The sequence below is a fragment of the Pantoea eucrina genome, from assembly GCF_002095385.1.
In the GTDB taxonomy this organism is placed as follows: Bacteria; Pseudomonadota; Gammaproteobacteria; order Enterobacterales; family Enterobacteriaceae; genus Pantoea; species Pantoea eucrina.
Genome location: NZ_MIPP01000002.1, coordinates 33,097 through 53,283, shown reverse-complemented (window position 1 = coordinate 53,283; position 20,187 = coordinate 33,097). Strand labels below are relative to the sequence as shown.

Annotated in this window: 18 protein-coding genes and 3 pseudogenes; 10 read left to right on the top strand and 11 right to left on the bottom strand. The window is 58.2% G+C overall.

Annotated elements, in window-relative coordinates; translation table 11 throughout:
- Positions 1-26: 26 nt before the first annotated feature.
- Both HA43_RS01555 and HA43_RS01550 read right to left on the bottom strand, forming a co-directional pair.
- Positions 27-386 carry a VOC family protein gene (locus tag HA43_RS01555; protein WP_342039319.1) on the bottom strand — a complete coding sequence of 120 codons (360 nt, stop codon included), beginning with the start codon at positions 384-386 and terminating at the stop codon, positions 27-29.
- A 19-nt stretch (positions 387-405) separates the two neighbouring features.
- The gene (locus HA43_RS01550) at positions 406-1,389 is read right to left on the bottom strand and encodes an MFS transporter (protein ID WP_094110779.1); all 984 of its coding nucleotides are present in this window, start codon (positions 1,387-1,389) and stop codon (positions 406-408) included.
- A gap of 67 nt (positions 1,390-1,456) precedes the next feature.
- On the opposite strand from HA43_RS01550, the gene HA43_RS01545 reads away from it, so the two are divergent.
- The 3 genes and pseudogenes from HA43_RS01545 (at position 1,457) to HA43_RS01535 (ending at position 3,588) form a co-directional block, all read left to right on the top strand.
- On the top strand, positions 1,457-1,765 hold the full coding sequence (locus tag HA43_RS01545) for a DeoR/GlpR family DNA-binding transcription regulator (protein ID WP_094110778.1): 309 nt from the start codon (positions 1,457-1,459) through the stop codon (positions 1,763-1,765).
- A gap of 154 nt (positions 1,766-1,919) precedes the next feature.
- Positions 1,920-2,601, top strand: a pseudogene (locus HA43_RS01540) (hypothetical protein).
- A gap of 27 nt (positions 2,602-2,628) precedes the next feature.
- Entirely contained in the window at positions 2,629-3,588 is a 960-nt protein-coding gene (locus HA43_RS01535) for a sensor domain-containing diguanylate cyclase (protein WP_094110777.1), read from the top strand.
- Between the two features lie 24 nt (positions 3,589-3,612).
- Here HA43_RS01535 and HA43_RS01530 read toward each other — a convergent pair whose 3' ends face one another.
- Positions 3,613-3,876, bottom strand: a complete 264-nt coding sequence (locus HA43_RS01530) for a DUF2798 domain-containing protein (protein ID WP_040113687.1) — start codon at positions 3,874-3,876, stop codon at positions 3,613-3,615.
- Positions 3,877-3,999: 123 nt separating this feature from the next.
- Here HA43_RS01530 and HA43_RS01525 point away from each other — a divergent pair, with 123 nt between their 5' ends.
- Positions 4,000-4,935 (top strand): LysR family transcriptional regulator, encoded by a 936-nt coding sequence (locus HA43_RS01525; protein ID WP_052246552.1) that lies wholly within the window; start codon positions 4,000-4,002, stop codon positions 4,933-4,935.
- Here the strand turns inward: HA43_RS01525 and HA43_RS01520 are convergent.
- Positions 4,932-6,107: an MFS transporter gene (locus HA43_RS01520; RefSeq protein ID WP_094110776.1), complete on the bottom strand. Its 1,176-nt coding sequence runs from the start codon at positions 6,105-6,107 to the stop codon at positions 4,932-4,934. The genes HA43_RS01525 and HA43_RS01520 overlap by 4 nt on opposite strands.
- A 131-nt stretch (positions 6,108-6,238) precedes the next feature.
- On the opposite strand from HA43_RS01520, the gene HA43_RS01515 reads away from it, so the two are divergent.
- The 3 genes from HA43_RS01515 to ahr all read left to right on the top strand — a co-directional run bounded on the left by HA43_RS01515 (position 6,239) and on the right by ahr (position 8,783).
- Positions 6,239-7,117 carry a LysR family transcriptional regulator gene (locus HA43_RS01515; protein WP_071668431.1) on the top strand — a complete coding sequence of 293 codons (879 nt, stop codon included), beginning with the start codon at positions 6,239-6,241 and terminating at the stop codon, positions 7,115-7,117.
- Between the two features lie 76 nt (positions 7,118-7,193).
- The gene (locus tag HA43_RS01510; protein WP_071668413.1) at positions 7,194-7,580 is read left to right on the top strand and encodes a cupin domain-containing protein; all 387 of its coding nucleotides are present in this window, start codon (positions 7,194-7,196) and stop codon (positions 7,578-7,580) included.
- A 186-nt stretch (positions 7,581-7,766) separates the two neighbouring features.
- A complete protein-coding gene (gene ahr, locus HA43_RS01505) occupies positions 7,767-8,783 on the top strand; it encodes an NADPH-dependent aldehyde reductase Ahr (RefSeq protein WP_040113682.1) in 1,017 nt (338 codons plus the stop codon).
- A gap of 39 nt (positions 8,784-8,822) precedes the next feature.
- Here ahr and HA43_RS01500 read toward each other — a convergent pair whose 3' ends face one another.
- A complete protein-coding gene (locus HA43_RS01500; protein WP_094110775.1) occupies positions 8,823-10,553 on the bottom strand; it encodes a DUF2534 family protein in 1,731 nt (576 codons plus the stop codon).
- Positions 10,554-10,627: 74 nt separating this feature from the next.
- Positions 10,628-11,026 (bottom strand): DUF2946 domain-containing protein, encoded by a 399-nt coding sequence (locus HA43_RS01495; RefSeq protein ID WP_094110774.1) that lies wholly within the window; start codon positions 11,024-11,026, stop codon positions 10,628-10,630.
- Between the two features lie 186 nt (positions 11,027-11,212).
- Here HA43_RS01495 and HA43_RS01490 point away from each other — a divergent pair, with 186 nt between their 5' ends.
- Positions 11,213-12,154: a D-2-hydroxyacid dehydrogenase gene (locus tag HA43_RS01490; RefSeq protein WP_094110773.1), complete on the top strand. Its 942-nt coding sequence runs from the start codon at positions 11,213-11,215 to the stop codon at positions 12,152-12,154.
- A gap of 3 nt (positions 12,155-12,157) precedes the next feature.
- Here the strand turns inward: HA43_RS01490 and glsB are convergent, their stop codons facing one another.
- Positions 12,158-13,081 (bottom strand): glutaminase B, encoded by a 924-nt coding sequence (gene glsB, locus HA43_RS01485; RefSeq protein WP_094110772.1) that lies wholly within the window; start codon positions 13,079-13,081, stop codon positions 12,158-12,160.
- Between the two features lie 266 nt (positions 13,082-13,347).
- On the opposite strand from glsB, the gene clcA reads away from it, so the two are divergent.
- Together clcA and HA43_RS01475 are read left to right on the top strand one after the other, a co-directional pair.
- Positions 13,348-14,748 carry a H(+)/Cl(-) exchange transporter ClcA gene (gene clcA / locus HA43_RS01480; RefSeq protein WP_094110771.1) on the top strand — a complete coding sequence of 467 codons (1,401 nt, stop codon included), beginning with the start codon at positions 13,348-13,350 and terminating at the stop codon, positions 14,746-14,748.
- A 113-nt stretch (positions 14,749-14,861) separates the two neighbouring features.
- Positions 14,862-15,395 (top strand): sterol desaturase family protein, encoded by a 534-nt coding sequence (locus HA43_RS01475; RefSeq protein ID WP_065647494.1) that lies wholly within the window; start codon positions 14,862-14,864, stop codon positions 15,393-15,395.
- On the opposite strand, the gene crtB is transcribed toward HA43_RS01475, so the two are convergent.
- From crtB to HA43_RS01455, 4 genes and pseudogenes are all read right to left on the bottom strand, one after another.
- A complete protein-coding gene (gene crtB / locus HA43_RS01470; protein ID WP_094110770.1) occupies positions 15,334-16,263 on the bottom strand; it encodes a 15-cis-phytoene synthase CrtB in 930 nt (309 codons plus the stop codon). The genes HA43_RS01475 and crtB overlap by 62 nt on opposite strands.
- Positions 16,260-17,740, bottom strand: a pseudogene (locus tag HA43_RS01465) (phytoene desaturase). Before HA43_RS01465 ends, crtB begins: the two are co-directional and overlap by 4 nt.
- Entirely contained in the window at positions 17,737-18,909 is a 1,173-nt protein-coding gene (gene crtY / locus HA43_RS01460; protein WP_094110769.1) for a lycopene beta-cyclase CrtY, read from the bottom strand. Before crtY ends, HA43_RS01465 begins: the two are co-directional and overlap by 4 nt.
- Positions 18,909-20,185, bottom strand: a pseudogene (locus HA43_RS01455) (glycosyltransferase). The gene crtY and the pseudogene HA43_RS01455 overlap by 1 nt, the downstream one beginning before the upstream one ends.
- Positions 20,186-20,187 lie beyond the last annotated feature (2 nt).

Below are 20,187 nucleotides of genomic sequence, written 5' to 3'. Positions count from 1 at the left end.
ATAAGCAGGTTATTGCTCACAAAAATTCAACCCATAATTTCAATAAGATTGCTATCGGGATCCTTGATGATAGCTTCATAATAACCATCACCTGTGAGGCGAGCCGGACTCACTAAAATTCCATCTTCGGATGCTTTAATAACCATTTCATCAGCCCGGTGGCGGGAGCCAACGTCGATAGCAACATGCGCCCAGCCGGTAAGCTCTGCACCGTGTTGTTCCTCTGCCATACCCTTCAGGTGCATTAGCTCAATAGTAGGTCCTTCACTTAAGCTGATAAAATAAGAGGAAAAACCGGGCCGGTTTTTGCTGATATATAACGCATTAGGGGTTCCACCAAAATAGTCTCGCCAGAATATTTTTTGCGCTTCAATATTTCCGTCCATAAAGCTAAATGTGAAATTTTCATTTGTTCGCTCCTGGGGAATTCTTCCGGCTAAGGTTAAGTGTGAATGATATTGCACTAACAAACAGCATTAAAGCTGTAATCACTGAGAAAGCCAGCGCAAGAGAACTAAAATGAGCGACAAAACCGATAATAGCAGGACCACTTAATACGCCCATATAACCCATCGTCGTTATTGCCGGAACAGCTACGGATTGAGGCATTACACTCTGCTGACCCACGGCCGAAAACATCACCGGGACAATATTTGCACACCCTGCTCCGATTAGAACATAGCCAAATAGCGACAGGTGCCATGATGGTATGAACGTAATCAGTGCCAGCCCAATAGCCGCAGTCAGCGATCCGCCCACAACGACAGCTAATTGACCAAGATATTTTACCACCCGATCCCCTGTGAGCCGGGTCGCTGTCATGGCAATAGCAAAGCAGGTATATCCAAGCCCACCCAATGATTCAGGCATGTCTCTTACCTGCGTAAGATAAATTGCGCTCCAGTCAAGAACAGTGCCTTCAGTCAGGAACACTAATAAACAGACCATTCCCAGCGTCAGAACAACACCGTGAGGTACAGCAAAAGCCGGCCCTTCTTTAGGATTAGCAAAAGTCAGCAAACCCGGATAGCTCAGTAAAGCTAAAACAATCACAATGAGTACGATGAAGAGGGTAGCAGTAACAACATTAAGATCCGCAGACAGAAGCAAGGTCATCAAACCTGCACCAGCAATACCGCCAAAACTGTACATGCCGTGAAAACCGGACATCAGCGGAGCAGGCGCCTCTTTTTCCACCAGGATCGCCTGAATATTCATGGCGCAGTCTGTCACGCCAAGGCCTGTGCCAAAAAACAGCAGCACAACGCCCAGAAGCAACGGGTTATTAATCACAGCCAGCAGAGGTGTGCTGACAATAACTAATGCGATAGCCGCCATAATAACGCTGCGACAACCAAAGCGGCTGGTCAGTAAGCCTGTTACTGGCATAGCAATTAAAGCACCCTAATGCAGAAGTCATTATGCTGGGCGGGCGTGTTCAAAAAGTAAGCGGCGGTTGTGCAGGAAATACGGCAATAGCGCAATTGAAAAACATCATGTTCGATCAGCCTTTATCGGCGGGTGTGCAATGAGCGCGGAAGCCGGACTGACTGGTTTTGAGTATGAAGATTGCGAATTTAAAAAAGCAGCAATAGCCCGGAGTGAGCAGATTATCGTCGGACTGACAGCAGAAAAGATACCAGGCGTGGCACGATTTTTAGTTGCCGGCTGTGAGGAGATAGACATTTTGGTTATTGAGGGGGAAAGCGCTGAAGCGACCGGTATAAACCTCCTGTCGGAACACATGAAAATTTTATCTGTATGATTTTAATATATTTATTCTGCGTGCTATAGAAAGCGGCAAAAGTGACATCTGAGTATACAAAGTAAGCAATCCGCCAGGCCCAGGTCATTAGCCGTTGTTTCTGACAAATATATGACCACAAGCCGGTGCTTAAATTAATGCCTGAAGGGTTGCTATGAACGCAATAAGTTTGCAAAACAGATATCACGCTGTGAATAACAATACTGCGGCGTTGTGGGCGGAAAATGCAGGTATCGGGAAGGTCAGAGAGGAAAACTACTACGATCCGACCCGACCCGCGCTGGCAACGGGCATACGGCCCTCCGTGACCGCAGATATTTCACGCCTTATTGCGAAGTTAACTCAGCTCACCGCAGGTGACCGGCTTGCCGATACGTTGCCCGCCTGCGGTTTGCATTTTACTTTCTTACCCCTGACTCTGCCGCACTATCACGCAGATGAGCCACTGCCAGCGAAAGTGGATCAGTTAATGACTATCTGGCGTGAATTTGCAGCGGAAAAAGTTGTGATTACGCATCTGCGGCTGGTAGCGTTACCCGATCAGCTTTTGCTGGCGGGGATCCCGGCACATCCTGCGCTGGCGCTGCGCGAGCAGTTCTGTGCAAAGGTGCTCGATTCTCAGTGGAAAAATGAAATCCTGATGCGCCATGCCGGCAGAGCGTTGCCGGCTCCCTTCTGGCACAGCACGCTGCTGCGCTACGGGGCGGCGTTTTTACCTGAACCTGCGCGCGCGTTTTTCTTTAAGCATCAGGCCGCCACGTTCGGTGATGTAGCCGGGGGAACTGACGCTGGTGAAAACTAACTATAACTGGACAGAGTGCTATCCCTTAAAATAGTCCAGGGCGAAAAGAGAAGAGGTTGCTATGAAATTGCCGGGAATGCCGGAAAATGAAGCTGCGCGGCTGAAGTCGCTCCACAAACTTGGCCTGCTGGATACGCAGGACGATGAGCGCTTTGAACGACTGACCCGCATTTCCCGCCGGCTGTTTCAGGTACCGATAGCGCTAATCAACCTTATCGATCGCGATCGTCAGTGGGCGCTGGCGTGTCAGGGGATCAACGGCCGCGAGATGAAACGCGACATCTCTCTGTGCGCGCATGCCATTATGCTGGATGAGCCTTTAATCATCACAGACGCGCGCGAAGATGCGCGGTTTTATGACAATCCGCTGGTGACCGGCACGCCGTTTATCCGTTTTTATGTGGGGTATCCGGTGCGGCTGCCCGACGGTGCCGTTGCCGGTACTCTGTGTCTGGCTAACAGCGAACCGCGCAGCTTTACCGGTGACGACATTGCCGCAATGAAAGACGTGGCGGCGATTGTCGAAGATGAATTTCAGGTCACGCACATCGCAATGGTGGACAGCCTGACGGATATTCCCAACCGGCGCGGGTTTTATGCGATGGGAGAAAAGCGGTTTCAGCAACTGCAGCAGCAGGATCGCGACTTTGCCATCCTCTATTTTGACCTCGACAAATTCAAGCCTATCAATGACCTGTGGGGCCATGCAGAAGGCGACAACGTGCTGAAGATCTTCGCCGCGCTGCTCTATCAGCAGCTCGGACCGGATGACATTGCAGGCCGTCTCGGCGGCGATGAGTTTGCTGTATTGCTGGCCCGGCAAAGCGATGCTAAAGCCTACCTGTGCCGGCTGCGCGAGGCGCTGTCAGTATGGAATCAGCAGGCGGCTAAGCCCTACAACATTAATTACTCGTTTGGCATGATCGCCAGTGAGGCAGGCAAATATGCCTCGCTCGCGGAAATGATCGGCGAGAGCGACAGCGTGATGTATGCCGAAAAGCGTCGCAAAAAGCCGCGCTAAGCACGCGGCCAGCTGTGCAGGCGATTAGTGGCCGTGAACGGTTAGCGCCACCAGCCGGATAACCACCGGACGTACAAGCAGAATGCAGACAAAGGCAGCAGGCATCGCCACCTGATAAGCATTCATCACATTTGTCATATAATGCGGGCCTGGACCAGACTCTGCCAGCGTAATAACCAGGCTCATCAGAAACGCCATAATGGTCGCCATGTACAGAGAAAATATATAAGGGGTAACCCGATGTGGCAGCCGTAAGCGCACGCCAGCTGACGCAATTGCTTTAATCATAAGATCTCTCCTGACCGGTAAGTTAAGAAACAGCGGCTACCTTACGGGCCTGTGCCGGACAAAAAAAGCACAGATGTGCTTTAATCATTGCTAAGCAACATTTACGAAAAGAGCGGGCCGCTGATGGATATGCTGGGGTTGATCGACAATTTTGTTCGCGTAGTGGAAAACGGCACTATTGCCGCTGCTGCCCGCTCCAGAGGAATGAGTGCTGCAGCCGTAAGCCAGAGCCTGGCCCGGCTCGAAACACACCTCGGCGTGCGTCTGCTTTCACGTACCACCCGCAGTATGGTCCTGACGGAAAGCGGTCAGCGTTATTACGCCAAAGTCCGCCATATACCGTATGATATTGCGCTTGCTGCGCAGGCTGCCGCTGTGGAAACCGGACCGCAGGGTCCGCTGCGCATTGCCACCACCGCGGCGTTTGGCCGCTACGTGGTTGCCCCTCTTATGCCGGCTTTTAATGAAATGTTCCCCGGAATTGACATAGAACTGATCGCTACCGATCGTGATGTCGATCACCGGCTGGAAAATATCGATGTCAGCCTGCGCATTGAGGCGCAGCTGAACGATCGGCTGGTGGCGCGAAAAATCGCATCCCTGCCGTTTATTTTCTGTGCGGCACCCGCTTATCTCTCCCGTGCAGGTACTCCGCAACGCATTGACGAGCTGAGCGAGCACGCCTGTCTGGTGTTTCGTTATCCCACAGATGGCCGGTTTCTTCCCTGGAGCTTCAGCGCAGACGGGGAGGTTGTTACCGCCCGGCTGAATCCCCGTTTTATCAGTGACGATATCGATATTATTGCCAGAATTGCCGTCAGCGGTGGCGGAATTGCACGGCTGGCAAGCTTTATAGCCCGGCCGCTGATCGCCAGCGGCCAGCTAATCCCGCTGTTTACTGACGACAAACAGGCGATTCAGTCGCTGCCGATGATCATTTACGCCTGCGTCAGTGAGCGTTCCGCCCTGAGCGCAAAAGTCAGGGCGTTTATTGATTACATTGCGGCAGCGGTTGCCACAGATGAAAAGATGTCATCGGCGCCGGTCCGGGGTGATTAACGCGGAGTGCGCAGCCGCAGTATGAACAGGCTGCTGACGAGCATCACTGCTGCTGCCATCAGCACCATCTTCTGCAGGCCGATAAGCCCAGCCAGATGTCCTCCTGCCAGCGCACCGCTGCCGATGGCGGCATTAAATATCGCGACATAGAGCGCAGAAGCGGGCTGCGCGGCCGTACCGGCACTGCGCAGCAGCCAGGTCTGCAGCCCGACGAATATTACTGCGATCCCGGCGCTCCAGAGAGCCAGCAGCAGCGCGGTCAGGCCGTGCGGCAATGCGGCGATGCTGAGTGCGCCCAGCGCCAGCGCGCTCAGCAGCAGCGCTGAAAGAATCAGGCCCCTGAGATGCCGATCGATCAACTTCCCGGCAATCATATTGCCCGCTACGCCGGCGATGCCGGCCATCAGCAGCAGGGCGGAAACCGCAGCAGGGGCAATACCCTGCTTTAACGTCAGCAGCGGATCGATATAGGTAAACGCGGCAAAGTGCGCGGTGATGACGGCTGCCGTTGCGCCAAACAGCGTCAGCAGCGTGCGATGGCGAAAAATAGCCAGATAGTCATTCAGTTTTAAGGGGGCAGGAGGCGTCAGAGCCGGAAGCGTGCGCCAGAGAACCACGGCGGCGGCCAGTGCAAGCAGCGCAATGGCACCGAACGCGCTGCGCCAGCCGGCAGCAGCAGCCATAAAGCTGGCAAGCGGTACGCCCAGTACGCTGGCGGCTGAGACGCCGCCAAATATCACTGATGTCGCCAGTCCCAGCCTGCTGGCCGGCACCAGCCGGGCGGCAACGGTGCCAATCAGCGCCCAGAATACGCCATGGGCCAGCGCACCGGTAATGCGGGCGGTCATTAGCGCGGGCAGAGCGTAAGCGCGCATCGCCATCAGACAGGAGCCCGCCAGAATCACCATTAATCCAACCAGCATCGCCTTGCGCGGAGTGCGTGCCGGCAGCATGCCGGAGCAAAGTGCAGCCAGCGCAGCGACCCAGCCATAAGCGGTAACAATCAGTCCGGTGGTGGCAGCAGGCTGGTGCAGATCGTTTGCCAGGGCGTTCAGCATCCCTACCGGTGCCAGCTCGCTGGTGACAATAGTAAAAGCGCTGAGGCCGAGCGCGACAATAGCAATCCAGTTACGCGCTGGCACAGCGTGCGTAGCGATAACAGTGTCATTCATGGTGCAGTCTCCTTATGTTCAGATTCCGGAATTCTTAACCGGTTTAACTTCCCGGGGATGCGCAGTATCATCTGATCGAAATCGGGAAAACAGTGCGGAGAATGGAAGGTTATTTTCCATAAATGGAAACTATGAAGAGTGAATTTTACTGGGATGACATCAGGATCTTTCTGGCAATCGCCCGCGCCGGAACGCTGAGCGGCGCGGCGAGTGCGCTGGAAACCGGCATCGCGACCGTCTCCAGAAAGCTGGACCGGCTGGAGCAGTCGCTGGGACTGCCGCTGTTCAGCCGGCATCAGAGCGGATACCGGCTAACGGATGATGGCGAAGCGCTGCTGGAGCGGGCGGAGGCGCTGGAAGAGGCGGGGCGGGCGGTGACAGAAAAAGCGCAACTGCAGGGAGCGGTGGCCGGACTGGTACGGCTGGCAACGTCGGATAATCTGGCCACCCATTTTATTCTGCCTTCACTGCCGTCTCTGCTGCAGACGCATCCGGCGCTTCGGCTGGAGGTGCTGAGCGGGGTGCAGTCAGTCAATCTGCACCGCAGAGAGGCCGATCTGGCGATTCGTCTGGTTCGCCCTGAGGCGGGCAACCTGACCATCAGACGGCTGGGAACCCTGGGATTCGGTCTGTATATGGCGCCGTCATTACTGCACGCTTCAGCACCTTTTACCCTCAATGAAGCGCCCTGTATCGGCTGGTCTGAATCACACCAGCATCTGCCTGCCGCCCGCTGGATCAAGCGCGTGCTGCGCGGCAGGCCCTGCCGGCTGGAAGCCAACACGCTGACCGCGCAGGTTGCGGCGGTGACGGCCGGACTGGGCGTTGGCGTGTTGCCGCACTTTATGGCCAGAGCCAGCGGTTTGCATTGCCTGCAGCGCGACAGTAGTGCCGATCAGCCGCTGTGGCTGGTAATGCACGCCGATCTGGCAACGTCGGGTCGCGTACGCGCGGTGGCCGATCATCTTATCGGACTCTTCAGCGAATGCCGGGAGCAGCTTGAACGCTGAGCAAAATCCAGCGCGCGCGTCGGTAAGCGCAGCAATGTTCTACACTCCGGTAACGCGCAAAGTAACAGGAGAAAAGATGACGAACTCAAAAAACAGTGAAATCGTGCATGAACTGGTGTCAGAGAGCGGCACCGCATGGAACGGTCAGGCTTACGACTGCTATCCGTCAGGCAAGCCACAGATTTCCGTTATGCGCATGTCGCTGCCGCCCCACAGTGAACTGCCGTGGCATACGCATCCCATGCCCAACACGGCTTACGTGCTGTCGGGCCAGCTGATTATTGAAGATAAAGAGAGCGGCCGGCGCCAGCATTTTAATGCCGGTGAAGCGCTGAATGAGACGGTTAACAGTGCGCATCGCGGCTATACCGCTGAGCAGGCGACCGAGCTGATTATTTTTTATGCCGGGGCAGAGGGGCAGTCGCTCTCTGAGCCGCTGCCGGGTGAAGAGCCGGAGTTTTAGCGTTGAGCCGGGTGGAGAGTGACCGGAGGCGCAACAGCGCCGATCTGCACCCGGTTCGCTTTAACCCTTAATGCTTTTTGCGCCCCGCAGCGTTTTTGATCGGGCTGGTTGCCTGGTTGCTCGCCTAAATCATCACGGCGCCTCTGCTAAACTTGCCGGGTCGTAACTAAAAAACAGAGGACTGGAATGAAAATCAAAAGCTATGCCGCGATGAAAGCGGGCGAAGCACTGGTGCCGCACGAATATGAAGCTGGTCCGCTGAACGCGGAAGAGGTGATGGTCGAAGTGGACTACTGCGGTGTCTGCCACTCCGATCTCTCTATGATCGACAATGAGTGGGGCATCTCCTCTTTCCCGGTCATTGCCGGGCATGAAGTTATCGGCCGCATCAGCGAGCTGGGAGCCGCAGCGCAAAACAAAGGGCTGAAAGTGGGCCAGCGCGTGGGCATCGGCTGGACGGCGAAAAGTTGTCAGCACTGCGATGCCTGTATTAACGGCGAGCAGGTAAACTGCGAAAAAGGCTCTGTCCCGACCATTATGAACAAAGGCGGCTTCGCCAGCCACCTGCGTGCGGACTGGCAGTGGGTGATCCCGCTACCGGAATCAATTGATATCACGTCAGCCGGCCCGCTGCTCTGCGGTGGTATTACCGTATTCAAACCGCTGCTGATGCACAACATCAACGTTAACAGCCGCGTCGGCGTCATCGGAATTGGCGGTCTGGGCCATATGGCCATCAAACTGCTGCGTGCCATGGGTGCAGAGGTGACCGCGTTTAGTTCAAACGCCAGCAAAACTGAATCTGTTAAAGCGATGGGCGCCGATCGCGTGGTCAACAGCCGCGATCCAAAAGCGCTGAAGGCGCTGGCGGGTCAGTTTGACCTGATTATCAGTACGGTTGCGGTCGATCTCGACTGGCAGCCCTATTTCCAGGCGCTGGCCCCGCACGGTAAGTTCCATACCGTCGGTGCAGTAATGAAGCCGTTCCCGGTTCCGGCATTTACCCTGATCATGGGCGATCGCGCGGTAACCGGCTCCTCTACCGGCTCGCCGGGCCAGCTGCGTACGCTGATGCGCCTCGCCGCGCGTACTGATATCGCGCCGCAGGTAGAAGAGTTCCCGATGTCAAAAATCAACGATGCGCTGGAGCATGTGCGCGCCGGTAAAGCGAACTACCGCGTTGTGCTGAAAGCTGATTTCTGATGCAGAGATGAAAAGAGGTGGCTCAGCCACCTCTTTTTTTTACCCTTTGTTTGCTGAATCGTCCTGCTCGCCGAGAAAGAAGTACCAGAGCGGAATCGACATCAGTCCGGTAAATACCAGCGTATAGAGCGTAATCATAAAGCCCTGCGTCAGATACATGGTCAGCGACCAGTGGCTGAACGGAATACCATACTGATCGATCACGCCACCGATAATCGCATTACTCATCACCGTACCGACAATCAGCGCCAGAATGAACAGGCCGCGCAGAAAATAGCGCATCTCTTTACGTTTGACCGTAAAGCGGGCGCGAATAATGCCCAGCGGCGACTGCTGTGCAGCGAGGATCTCCGCTTCAGTCATTGGCGTACGCTGCTGTCTGCGCCAGCGCAGATAATCGATGGCTAAAAACAGCAGCAGGCTGACACCCATGACCGGCAGCGCATACCCCAGCGCTACGGCCAGCAGCAGGGAGAGCAGGCGCGCCGTGAGCGGCAGCGCCAGCCAGCTTGCCGTTAGCGTCTCAAGCGGGCTGGTAGCAGCCGAAGCGGGGCGGCGCAGCCACCACATGCGGTAGCCCAGCACAATCATGGTGCAGAGGCCGAGACCAAAGAGAGCCAGCAGCAGCTGATTGGGCAGACCAAACAGCACACCCATATGAGCATCCACGCCCCAGCGGGTCAGTTTTGCCACCAGCGGGAAGCGGGCAAATTCAGCGCGATCCACAATCGCGAAACTGTGCGGATCCACCGACACCGCATCCACCTGCGTGGGCCAGCGGCGATCGATTTCCGTAACGGTCCAGGCGCTGCCGCTGTTTTTCGGCTGGCGCAGCTCCACTTTCGCTGCATCAATCCCGTTCGCGCGCGCGGCATTCAGCGCCTGGTCCCAGTCAGCATCGGGCATATTGGCAGGCGCCGGTTTCATCATGGGCATGCCGGGTTTGCGCATCGCCGCCATATCGGTCACTGACATACTGTGATGATCGGCGTGCGGATCGGCGGGGGCGGCCGGTGCATCCGGATCGAGTACCGTTCTGACCTGTGGCGTCAGCCAGTTCAGCTCACTGCGCATTTTATCGATGTTCGCGCCTGCCCACTGTGACCAGGTGAGGCCGGTCACAGAGAAGAACAGCAGACCGAGCAGCAGCACCAGTCCCAGGGTGGCGTGCCAGTGGCGGCTGAAAGCCAACCCGCTGCGTGCCGGTTTAAGCCGGCGCTTCGGCCGGGTCGCCAGCCACAACACCACGCCACCCAGCGCGGCTACCCAGAGCCAGCTTGCCGCCAGCTCGCTGTAGTTGCGTCCGGCATCGCCCAGCAGCAGGCTGCTGTGCAGCAAATCGAGCGTGGTGCGCAGCGGCAGTATGCCGCTGGTTCCATAGACCGGCATATCTCCCTTTATCTGCAGGGTATAGGGATCGATAAACAGCGCGCGCGAGGTCGAGGCGCCCAGCGCCGGATCGCTGAACTGCACGCGGGTGGTCTCCTCTGCACCCGGTGCCGGTCGCACCGCGTAAATATGCGCATCTGCGCCAGCCCTGGCACGTGCCGCGCCGATCTGAGCCGACAGCGGCTGCGGTTCACCAGCGGGCGTTACCGTCAGCGCATCGTGATAGACCAGCTGTTCGAGCTGAGGCGTGAGCACATAGAGCGTGCCGCTCAGCGCAGCAATAAAGATAAACGGCGCAACGAACAGGCCGATATAAAAATGCAGGCGGCGAAGCAGATTGAGCACCGCGCCGCGCGGTGCTGCAGAATTAACAGCAGACAAAAGCGTCTTCCTTCTGAAAGTAAACAACCGGGGCGACGGGCAGCACGCTGCGTCCGCGCCACGTTAAAGCGGATTCAGTTAAGAAGCGGGGAAGGCGGTCCGCGCGGACGGGGTATGGCCACCTGCCTGCGCACTACGGGTGCCGCGCGCCGCGGCAGCGGTGGCGCACGGGAGTGAAGCAGCATCAGCCAGATAAAGGGAATAAACACCCAAATCATCAGCGGCACATGCACCAGCAGATCGCAGTAGCCGCAGGCAAGTTCGCCGTCGTCCGCGTCATGATGCATCATGCCCGGCATGGCGTGCTCCATCATCTGATGATGATCCATCTCCATCATGGCCGGGGCAGGCTGCGAAACGCGCTGCTGCTCAATCAGGCTTTTCGACACCACCGGCGCAACAAACAGCAGCAGCACCGCCAGAATGGCGAGGCAGGCAGTTAGGCGCTGGCGAAGTGCAGGTAAAACCGTCATAGCAGATAGCAGGTCACGTCAGAGAAGAGGCGGAATTGTAACGCGATTGCCGCTGCCGCGTTAAACAAACGCCGCCGGAGAGGGAAATAATTCGCATTTTTTGAAAAAGCTCACCCCGGACGCCGTTTTTGTTAACCTTAATGCAACCTGATGAGAACAGTGCAGAAACAATAAAGCGGAGCGAAGATGAAAATAGTGATGCTGGATGGTGATACGCTGCCCGAACGGCCGGCGCAGCCAGAATGGTGCAGTGCATGGGTCTGGCGCGGACAGACCGCACCCGCGGAGATTGTGTCTGCCCTGCAGGGGGCGACGATAGCCATGACCAATAAAGTCCCGCTGCGCGCCGACACGCTGCGGCAGCTGCCTGAACTGCGCTATATCTGTGTCACGGCTACCGGCTATGACTGTATCGACCTTGACGCCTGCCGGGCGCAGGGTATTGTGGTCAGCAATGTACCCGGCTACTCCACCCGCAGCGTGGCGGAGGGGGTAATCGCTGCGCTGTTCGCGCTGCGGCGACATCTGATGGATTACGCCATCAGCAGCCGCGACGCGTGGCCCGCCTCGCCGCACTTTTGTATCCATCGCGAGCCGCTGCAGGATATTCAGGGTGCGGTACTGGGCGTGGTCGGCAAAGGCGATATTGGCAGCGCAGCGGGTGAGATGGCGCAGGCGCTGGGTATGACGGTGCTCTATGCTGAACGGCCGGGGGCGGCAGCCGTCCGCGCCGGCTATACCGCCTTTGATGAGGTGCTGGCGCGCAGCGACGTACTGACGCTGCACTGCCCGCTGACGCCGCAGACGCAGCAGATGATCAACCGGCAGACGCTGGCCGCGATGAAACCGGGCGCGTTACTGATCAACACCGCTCGCGGCGGACTGATTGAAGAGGAGGATCTGGCGGCCGCGCTGCGTCAGGGAACCCTCGGCGGCGCGGCGCTGGACGTGCTGAGCAGTGAGCCGCCACACGCTACGCATCCGCTGCTGCAACCCGGCGTGCCCCGGCTGCTGCTGACGCCGCATATCGCCTGGGCAACCCGGCAGGGCGTGGCGAATCTGCTGCGCGGTATTGAAGCCAACCTGGAGGCGTTTGCGCAGGATAAACCGCGTAATCAGGTGAGCTAAGGGTCAGAATACCGAGCGGCCCAGGCGGTCGCTCAGCTTCTCCAGCAGCGCGGTGCCGGCCAGTGAATTGCCTGAGCGATCCAGCGCCGGAGACCAGACGGCAATGCTCATCTCCCCCGGGATCACCGCAATAATGCCGCCGCCCACGCCGGATTTGGCCGGCATGCCCACCCGCCAGGCAAATTCGCCGGCGCCATCATACATGCCGCTGGTCATCATCAGCGCATTCACCTGACGCGCCTGACGCGGCGAGATCACCGCCCGGCGATTATCCTGTGTGCGTCCCTGGTTGGCCAGATAGAGAAATGTACGCGCCAGTTCGTTGCAGCTCATGGCCAGCGAACAGTAGTGAAAATAGGTCTCCATCACCTTGCTGACATCGTTATTAAAATTGCCAAACGATTTCATCAGCCAGGCAATGGCAGCGTTCCGGGCAGAGTGCTCATACTCAGAGCGCGCGACGCCGCGGTCATACAGAATATCCTCCTGCTGCGCCAGGCCACGGACAAATTCCAGCATGCGCTGGCGCGGAGCCGTCAGGCGGCTCTCCAGCAAATCGCACATCACCAGCGCGCCGGCGTTAATAAAGGGGTTACGCGGTTTGCCCTGTTCCAGCTCCAGCTGGACCAGCGAATTAAACGCCTGTCCGGATGGCTCTTTACCCACGCGCTGCCAGATTTCAGCGTCTTCATACAGCGTCAGGGCCACCGTCAGCGACAGCACCTTAGAGATGGATTGCACTGAAAAGCGCGTAGCGGCATCACCCGCCTGATAGCACTCACCTGACGGGGTACAGATTGCGATCCCCAGCTGGTCAGGCTCCACGTCCGCCAGCGCCGGAATATAATCCGCCACCTTTCCCTGCTGCGTCAGCGGCCGGACCTCGCTGATAATCTCTTCAAGCAATGCGTTACTGAGTTCTGACACATCCCGCTCCGATAGTAATGAATCTGGCCACAAGGGCGATGGCCAGGATGATGGTGATTTGCAGGCGCCGCGTCAATCCGCCAGCCGCAATTCTGTGACACATTCTGTCGCGCGCGGTGACAGCGCGGTTGCGGACTGTATATGAATTAACCGCAACGTAAAATTCTGTTGCGAATGACCAGGTTACGGGCTGCCCGCTTTTGACTATGCTGGAACGGTGCAGGGCGCCGGGACGCTGCACATGGATTTCTGATGAGGAGAAACTGATGCCTGTTACACCTTCTGACGCTGAAGAGACTATGCGTCGCCCTGGCCGGTTTATGCGGCTGCAAACGCTGCTGCGCCGGGACACCACGCCGGTAAGGCTTTTGCTGCTGGCGGCGCTGGTCGGCACCCTGACCGGCCTGGTGGGTGTGGCATTTAACCGGGCGGTCAACCTGATGCTGCAGCTGCGTATCGATACGCTCACTGCACAGCATAGCGGTTTCGTGACCGGAGCGATCTCTGCCTTTGCCGCCTCTGCCATCATGGGCGGCGTGGGCTATTTTCTGGTGCGCCGCTTTGCGCCTGAGGCGGGTGGCTCGGGCATTCCGGAAATTGAAGGTGCGCTGGAAGAGCTGCGCCCGGTACGCTGGTGGCGCGTATTACCGGTAAAATTTTTTGGCGGCATGGGCGCACTCGGTTCCGGGATGGTGCTGGGTCGGGAAGGACCGACGGTGCAGCTGGGCGGGAATATCGGCGGCATGTGCAGCGATCTGTTTCGCCTGCGCAGCGCTGAATCACGCCACACGCTGCTCGCAACCGGTGCGGCAGCCGGTCTTGCAGCGGCCTTCAACGCACCGCTGGCGGGGATTTTATTTATTATTGAAGAGATGCGCCCGCAGTTTCGCTACAATCTGGTTTCAATCAAAGCGGTATTTGTTGGCGTCATTATGGCCAGCATCGTCTACCGGCTCTGCGAGGGCAATAGCCCTATTATCAATATCGGCCAGCTCAGAGATGCGCCCACTGATACGTTATGGCTCTATCTGCTGCTGGGGGTGGTGTTTGGCGCTGTCGGCGTCGCGTTTAACCGGCTGATCTTCACCATGCAGGATCGCTTTCAGCGTCTGCATCGCGGGCGCACCACGGCGTGGGTGCTGTGGGGCAGCGTGCTGGCCGGACTTTGCGGTGTACTGAGTATGCTGCTGCCGCAGGCGGCCGGTGGCGGGATAACGCTGATCCCGGCATTCTCTGGCGGCGAATATAGCGCGCTGATGCTGTTTGGTCTTTTTATGCTGCGCACGCTGGTGACGCTCTGCTGCTTTGCCTCCGGCGCACCGGGCGGCATTTTTGCGCCCATGCTGACGCTGGGTACGCTGCTGGGCACCTGTTTTGGCCAGATCGCTATAGCCTGGTTTCCGGCGTGGCATCTGGAAGCGGGCACCTTTGCGGTTGCCGGTATGGGTGCGCTGTTTGCCGCGTCGGTCCGCGCGCCGCTGACGGGGATTGTGCTGGTGCTGGAGATGACCAGCAATTATCAGCTGATCCTGCCGATGATCATTACCTGTCTGGGCGCTACGCTGGCGGCACAGTTTTTTGGCGGCAAGCCGCTCTATTCATCACTGCTGGCGCGCACGCTGGCGAAAACCCCGCTGAAAGAACCGCTGTCGCGCGATGCCAGCTGACCCGGCTGTGGCGGAGATAAGCGTGACCCTCGCGCTTATTTCACCTATGCTGACTTGCGGCATCCCGTATCGCAGTCCACCTTTACTCTTTGACCTTTTAAAATGGACGCACCATGCTCTGGTTATGGAACACGCTTATTTTGCTGGCAACCGTTGCACTGATGGAAGCAGTGGCGGCGCTCTCGCACAAATATATTATGCACGGCTGGGGATGGGGCTGGCATCTCTCTCATCATGAACCGCATACCAGCAGGTTTGAACTCAACGACCTTTACGCCGTTGTGTTTGCCGTGCTCTCAGTCGGGCTGATTTACTATGGCGTGCAGGGCATGTGGCCACTGCAGTGGATCGGCGCCGGTATGACCACCTACGGCGCGCTCTATTTTATGGTGCATGATGGGCTGGTGCATCAGCGCTGGCCGTTTCGCTACATTCCGCGCAAAGGCTATCTGAAGCGTTTATATATGGCGCATCGGATGCATCATGCGGTGCGCGGGCGTGAAGGTTGCGTCTCGTTTGGTTTTCTCTACGCACCGCCGCTGCATAAGCTGCAGGCTACGCTGCGTGAACGTCACGGTCGCAAACCTAACGCGGCCGCTGCCACAGACCAGCAGGACGCGGCTGCGGACGCGCCACGCGAGAAGTAAGCGCAATCCCCGCGCCTTTGAGCAGCAGCGCCAGCTTCTCCCCTTTGCTGGTGCGCTGCCGGGCATCCCAGGCCCGCATACCCGCATCCTGCACTTTTACCCCGATTTCGCGATACACCCCGTGGGCCGTCGCGATAGCCCACGCCGAGCGCAGCGGCAGATCGGGCAGCCCGCTGCGGGCCGAATAGTAGTAAGGCTCTGCCGCTGCTACCAGGCGTGCAGCCAGCGGCGCTATCGCCGCACGATAGTGGGGATCGGCCAGCTGACTGGCACGTAACCCGGCTTCCGTCAGCCAGCTTTGCGGCAGATAGCAGCGCCCGTTTTGCGCATCTTCAACAATATCACGTGCAATATTTGTCAGCTGAAACGCCAGGCCGAGATCGCAGGCGTGATCGAGTACGTTCTCATCGCGTACGCCCATTACGCGCGCCATCATCAGACCCACGACGCCCGCTACGTGATAGCAGTAACGCAGTGTGTCATCAAAGGTGATGTAGCGCTCTTCGCGCGCGTCCATAGCGAACCCCTCCAGATGATCAAACGCCAGCTGGGGCGGAAGTTCATGCGTCAGCGCCACTTCCTGAAACGCACGAAAGGCGAGTTCATCCATATGCGCGCCGCTGTATGCGCGGCGGGTCTCAATCTGCAGATGCTGCATGCGCGTTTGTGCGTCTGCCACCTGATGTTGCGTGCCACCTTCACCCAGCGTCTGGCCGTCAATCACATCATCACAGTGACGACACCAGGCATAGAGCATCAGCGTGCTGCGGCGCGTAGCCGGATCAAAAAGCTTTGCTGCGGTAGCGAAGCTTTTCGAGCCCGCCGCCATGGTCTGCGTGACCTGCTCAATCAGGGGAGGCTGATTCATCCGGCAAGATCCTCTACCATCAGCTGCGCGGTAGCTTTAGCTGAGCCGATGACACCCGGAACGCCAGCGCCGGGATGCGTGCCCGCACCAACCAGGTAGAGATTGCTGATGTCGGCGTCGCGGTTATGCGGCCGGAACCAGGCGCTTTGGGTAAGGATCGGCTCCAGCGAAAACGCTGAGCCCTGATGTGCGTGCAGCGTGTCGCGGAAATCTTCCGGCGTAAACATACGCTGTGTCACTATCTGATCGCGCAGGCCTGGCATGTAGTGCTCCTCAAGATAAGCAAAAATACGGTCGCGGAAGCGCGGCCCTTCCTGCTGCCAGTCGATTGCGGCAGTGCCAAGGTGCGGAACCGGCGCCAGCACATAAAAACTGCCGCAGCCTGCCGGTGCCAGCGACGGATCGGTGGTGCAGGGTGCATGCAGGTAGAGCGAGAAATCGTCCGCCAGCTGGCTGCTGTTAAATATTTCATTAATCAGCTCGCGGTAACGCGGGCCGAAGCAGACCGTATGGTGCGCCAGCTGAGCGTGCGGCTGGTTCAGGCCAAAATAGAGTACAAACAGCGAATTACTCATTCGCTTCCGCTTCAGCGTGGCGGCGCGCTTACGAGCGACCGCATGGTGCTGCAGCAGCCGGTCATAGGTATGTACGACATCAGCATTGGAGGCTACGGCACTGGCGTCAAAGCGACGTCCATCTTTTAGCTGCACGCCGCTGATGCGATTACCCTGCGTTTCCAGCTGGCTCACTTCGGCATTAAGCAGCAGCTCGCCGCCGAGGTCGCGAAACAGCCGCGCCATGCCATCGACCAGCGCGCCGGTACCGCCTCGCGGAAACCAGACGCCCCATTCGCGTTCCAGCGCATGAATCAAAGTGTAGATAGAGGATGTTGCAAACGGATTACCGCCCACCAGTAAAGAGTGGAACGAAAAGGCCTGGCGCAGATGATCGTCCTGAATAAATTTTGCCACCATATCGTATACGCTGCGCCACGCCTGCAGGCGGCCCAGCTGCGGGCCGGCGCGCAGCATATCGCGAAAATTCAGGAATGGCACCGTGCCGAGTTTGAGATACCCCTCTTTAAATACCGCCTGTGAATAGGCAAGAAACCGGCGATAGCCTTCAACATCCTGCGGATTAAACGCGGCGATCTGCTGCTCCAGCAGGGTCTGATTATTGTCATAATCAAGCACCTTGCCATCTTCCCAGCAGAGACGATAAAAGGGCGTGACCGGCATCAGCTCAACGTAGTCGCTGAGTTTTTTTCCGGCCAGCGTGAAAAGCGCTTCAATGGCGCTGGGATCGGTGATCACCGTCGGACCGGCATCAAAGGTAAAGCCCTCATCCTGCCATACGTAGCGCGCCCGCCGGGTTTATCACGCTGCTCCAGTAGCGTGGTCGGAATACCAGCCGCCTGCAGACGAATAGCCAGAGCCAGGCCGCCAAAGCCCGCGCCAATCACATAAGTACGTTTCATTCTTTCTTCCCTGGTAGCGAAGGAGTCATCAACAGTGCGCGCAGCGCTTCTCCCACCGGCACCGGTGGTTTACCGCATAATATGCGTGCTTTATCCCTGAGAAAGAGCTCTCCGGCGTAAAAGCGACTGATAAGACCGGCATCAAGCCGGTAAAAACGTTGCATAACCTGCCAGCGTTTTTCCGGCCGTCCGGCAAGGAACAGCATACGATTGAGCAGGCGGAAAAAATGCTGCTCGCGCCACTGGCGGCGGGCAAACTGTTCAATACGCTGGCTGAGCATTTCTGCATTACAGGGCAGGGCAGCCGCGATCTCATCCGCCAGCGCAACGGCAGAGGGCAGCGAATAGCCCGTGGTCGCATGAAACAGTCCGGCGCGCAGCCCGCTGCAGGGCTGACCCTGCTGCTGCTGCCAGAAGCGTTCAATATCACCATCAAGCGTGATCGGCAGGGAACCCTGTTCTTCACGCAACAGGCGGCTTAGCTGCCAGCCCTGCTGCTCTGCATAGTGCATGATGTTTTGTCGTGCCTGTTCGCTATCGAGCGTGGCGTGATTGATATAGTGGGTATCTTCAATCAGCAGCCGTTCAGCGCTGAGCGGCAGGGTATAGACAAAGCGATAGCCGCTGTGCTGATCGACCGTGGCATCCATCAGTACCGGCTGCTGCAGGCCGTGCGGACGCGCCAGATGCCACTCCTGACCGACAAACGACTGATAACCAAGCCGCAGATGTGGCGTGGGCTGCAGGCCGCGTCCATCAATCACGGCGCGGGCGTGCAGCACATCGCCGTTTTCCAGGGTTACGCTTTGCGGTGTTACGCTGCGCACGGGCGCTGCAGTGCGCAACCTGTCTCCCAGCGTTTCGCGCAGATGGCGGGCGAAGTCCTGTGAGGCGACGGAACAATACTCCCCGCGCAGATTACGCCGCAGCGCCGGAAAGCGGACCTGATAGCCTGGCCAGCGCGCGGATAGCAGCGGCTCCAGCCAGGTAAACTGTGCGTCACTGACATCGTCGCGGTGAAACGACCAGGTATGATTGCCTGCCGGCTGAGCGGCACTCTCCAGCAGCAGAATGTCAGGGGCCGGCTGCAGCTGCATCAGCCGCAGGGCGATCAGCCCGTTTGCCAGCCCGGCCCCCACCAGAATAAGATCGGCATGCGTTTCTGACATCAGGTCGCCTCCGCCAGCACAATCTGTTGCCGGCACAGCGCCTGTTCAGCGATATCAGCCGCACGCTGACAGCCGCCAGCGCGCTGCAGCTGCGCCTGAATCGCGGACATGCGCAGACGGTAGTGAGAATCGGACAGCAGCAGTTGCAAATGTGTCTCCAGCTGATGAGTACGGCTGAAGCGTGAGGCGCGACGCCCCACGCCATGCCATTCGATACGCGATGCCACACCGGGCTGGTCAAACGCAATAGGCAGCGCCAGCATTGGAATGCCCTGCGCCAGCGCTTCCAGCGCGCTGTTCAGCCCGGCGTGCGTAATAAATACCTGAGCATGCTGCAGGGCAGCGTGCTGGTCGAGAAAATCGGTTACCCAGCTGCTCCAGCCAGCTCCAGCTTGCGTACCTGATGCGCGGTCAGCCCGCCGCAGTGGGCAACAACCAGTGATAATCCGAGATTGCAGCAGGCGCGCGCCAGGCGCAGAAAGAGCCGAAAGCGGCGTCCCTGAAGTGTACCCAGCGAAGCGTAAACCACCGGCTGACGCAGCGCGGGCCACGGCGGCGGCAGATGAGTCGTGATACTCTGCTGACGCAGCGGCCCTACGGCGTGATAGCAGGCGGGAAGCTGATGGCGCGGAAAATCAAATGCCGGCACCAGCTGGCTGATTTGGGCCAGCGATGAGAGGCAATCCTGCAGGCCTGAACGTGGCGATAAACCAAATGCGCGCGCATGGTAAGCGATAACGTGGCGATGACGACGCATGATGCGGTCATACATGCGGCTGCTGGCCGCAAAACGCTTCAGCGCCTTCTCATCCTGACCATAGCGAAACGACATCACCGCCAGCGGAATGCCCGCTTCGCGATTAACCGGCAGCGCGCAGGCAACGGAAATAAACGGCAGGCCCAGCGCCTCAGCCACCAGCCCGCCCGCTGCCTCCATCTGATCGGCAATCACGCCATCCACCTGCAGTTTTTTCAATGCCGCCGGTAATTCACGACACAGCATATCGGTGGTTTCAGCCATATCATTGATTACGCGAAACAGGGAAAGGCCACCGGGCGCGGCCAGGCGTTGCAGAGCCGCCGCCAGAGAGCCGGCCGGATGAGTTTGTTCACCCACCGGGGTAAAGGCGATGCGTTCATCGGTCAGCAGCGTACGTGCGTCGGCCTGCTGGATAAAGGTAATATGATGCCCGCGGCTGATAAGGGTCTGTGCCAGTGACTGAAGCGCGTGAAAATGGCTATAGAGTGGCGGCGCAATAACGGCAAAATGCCCCATAG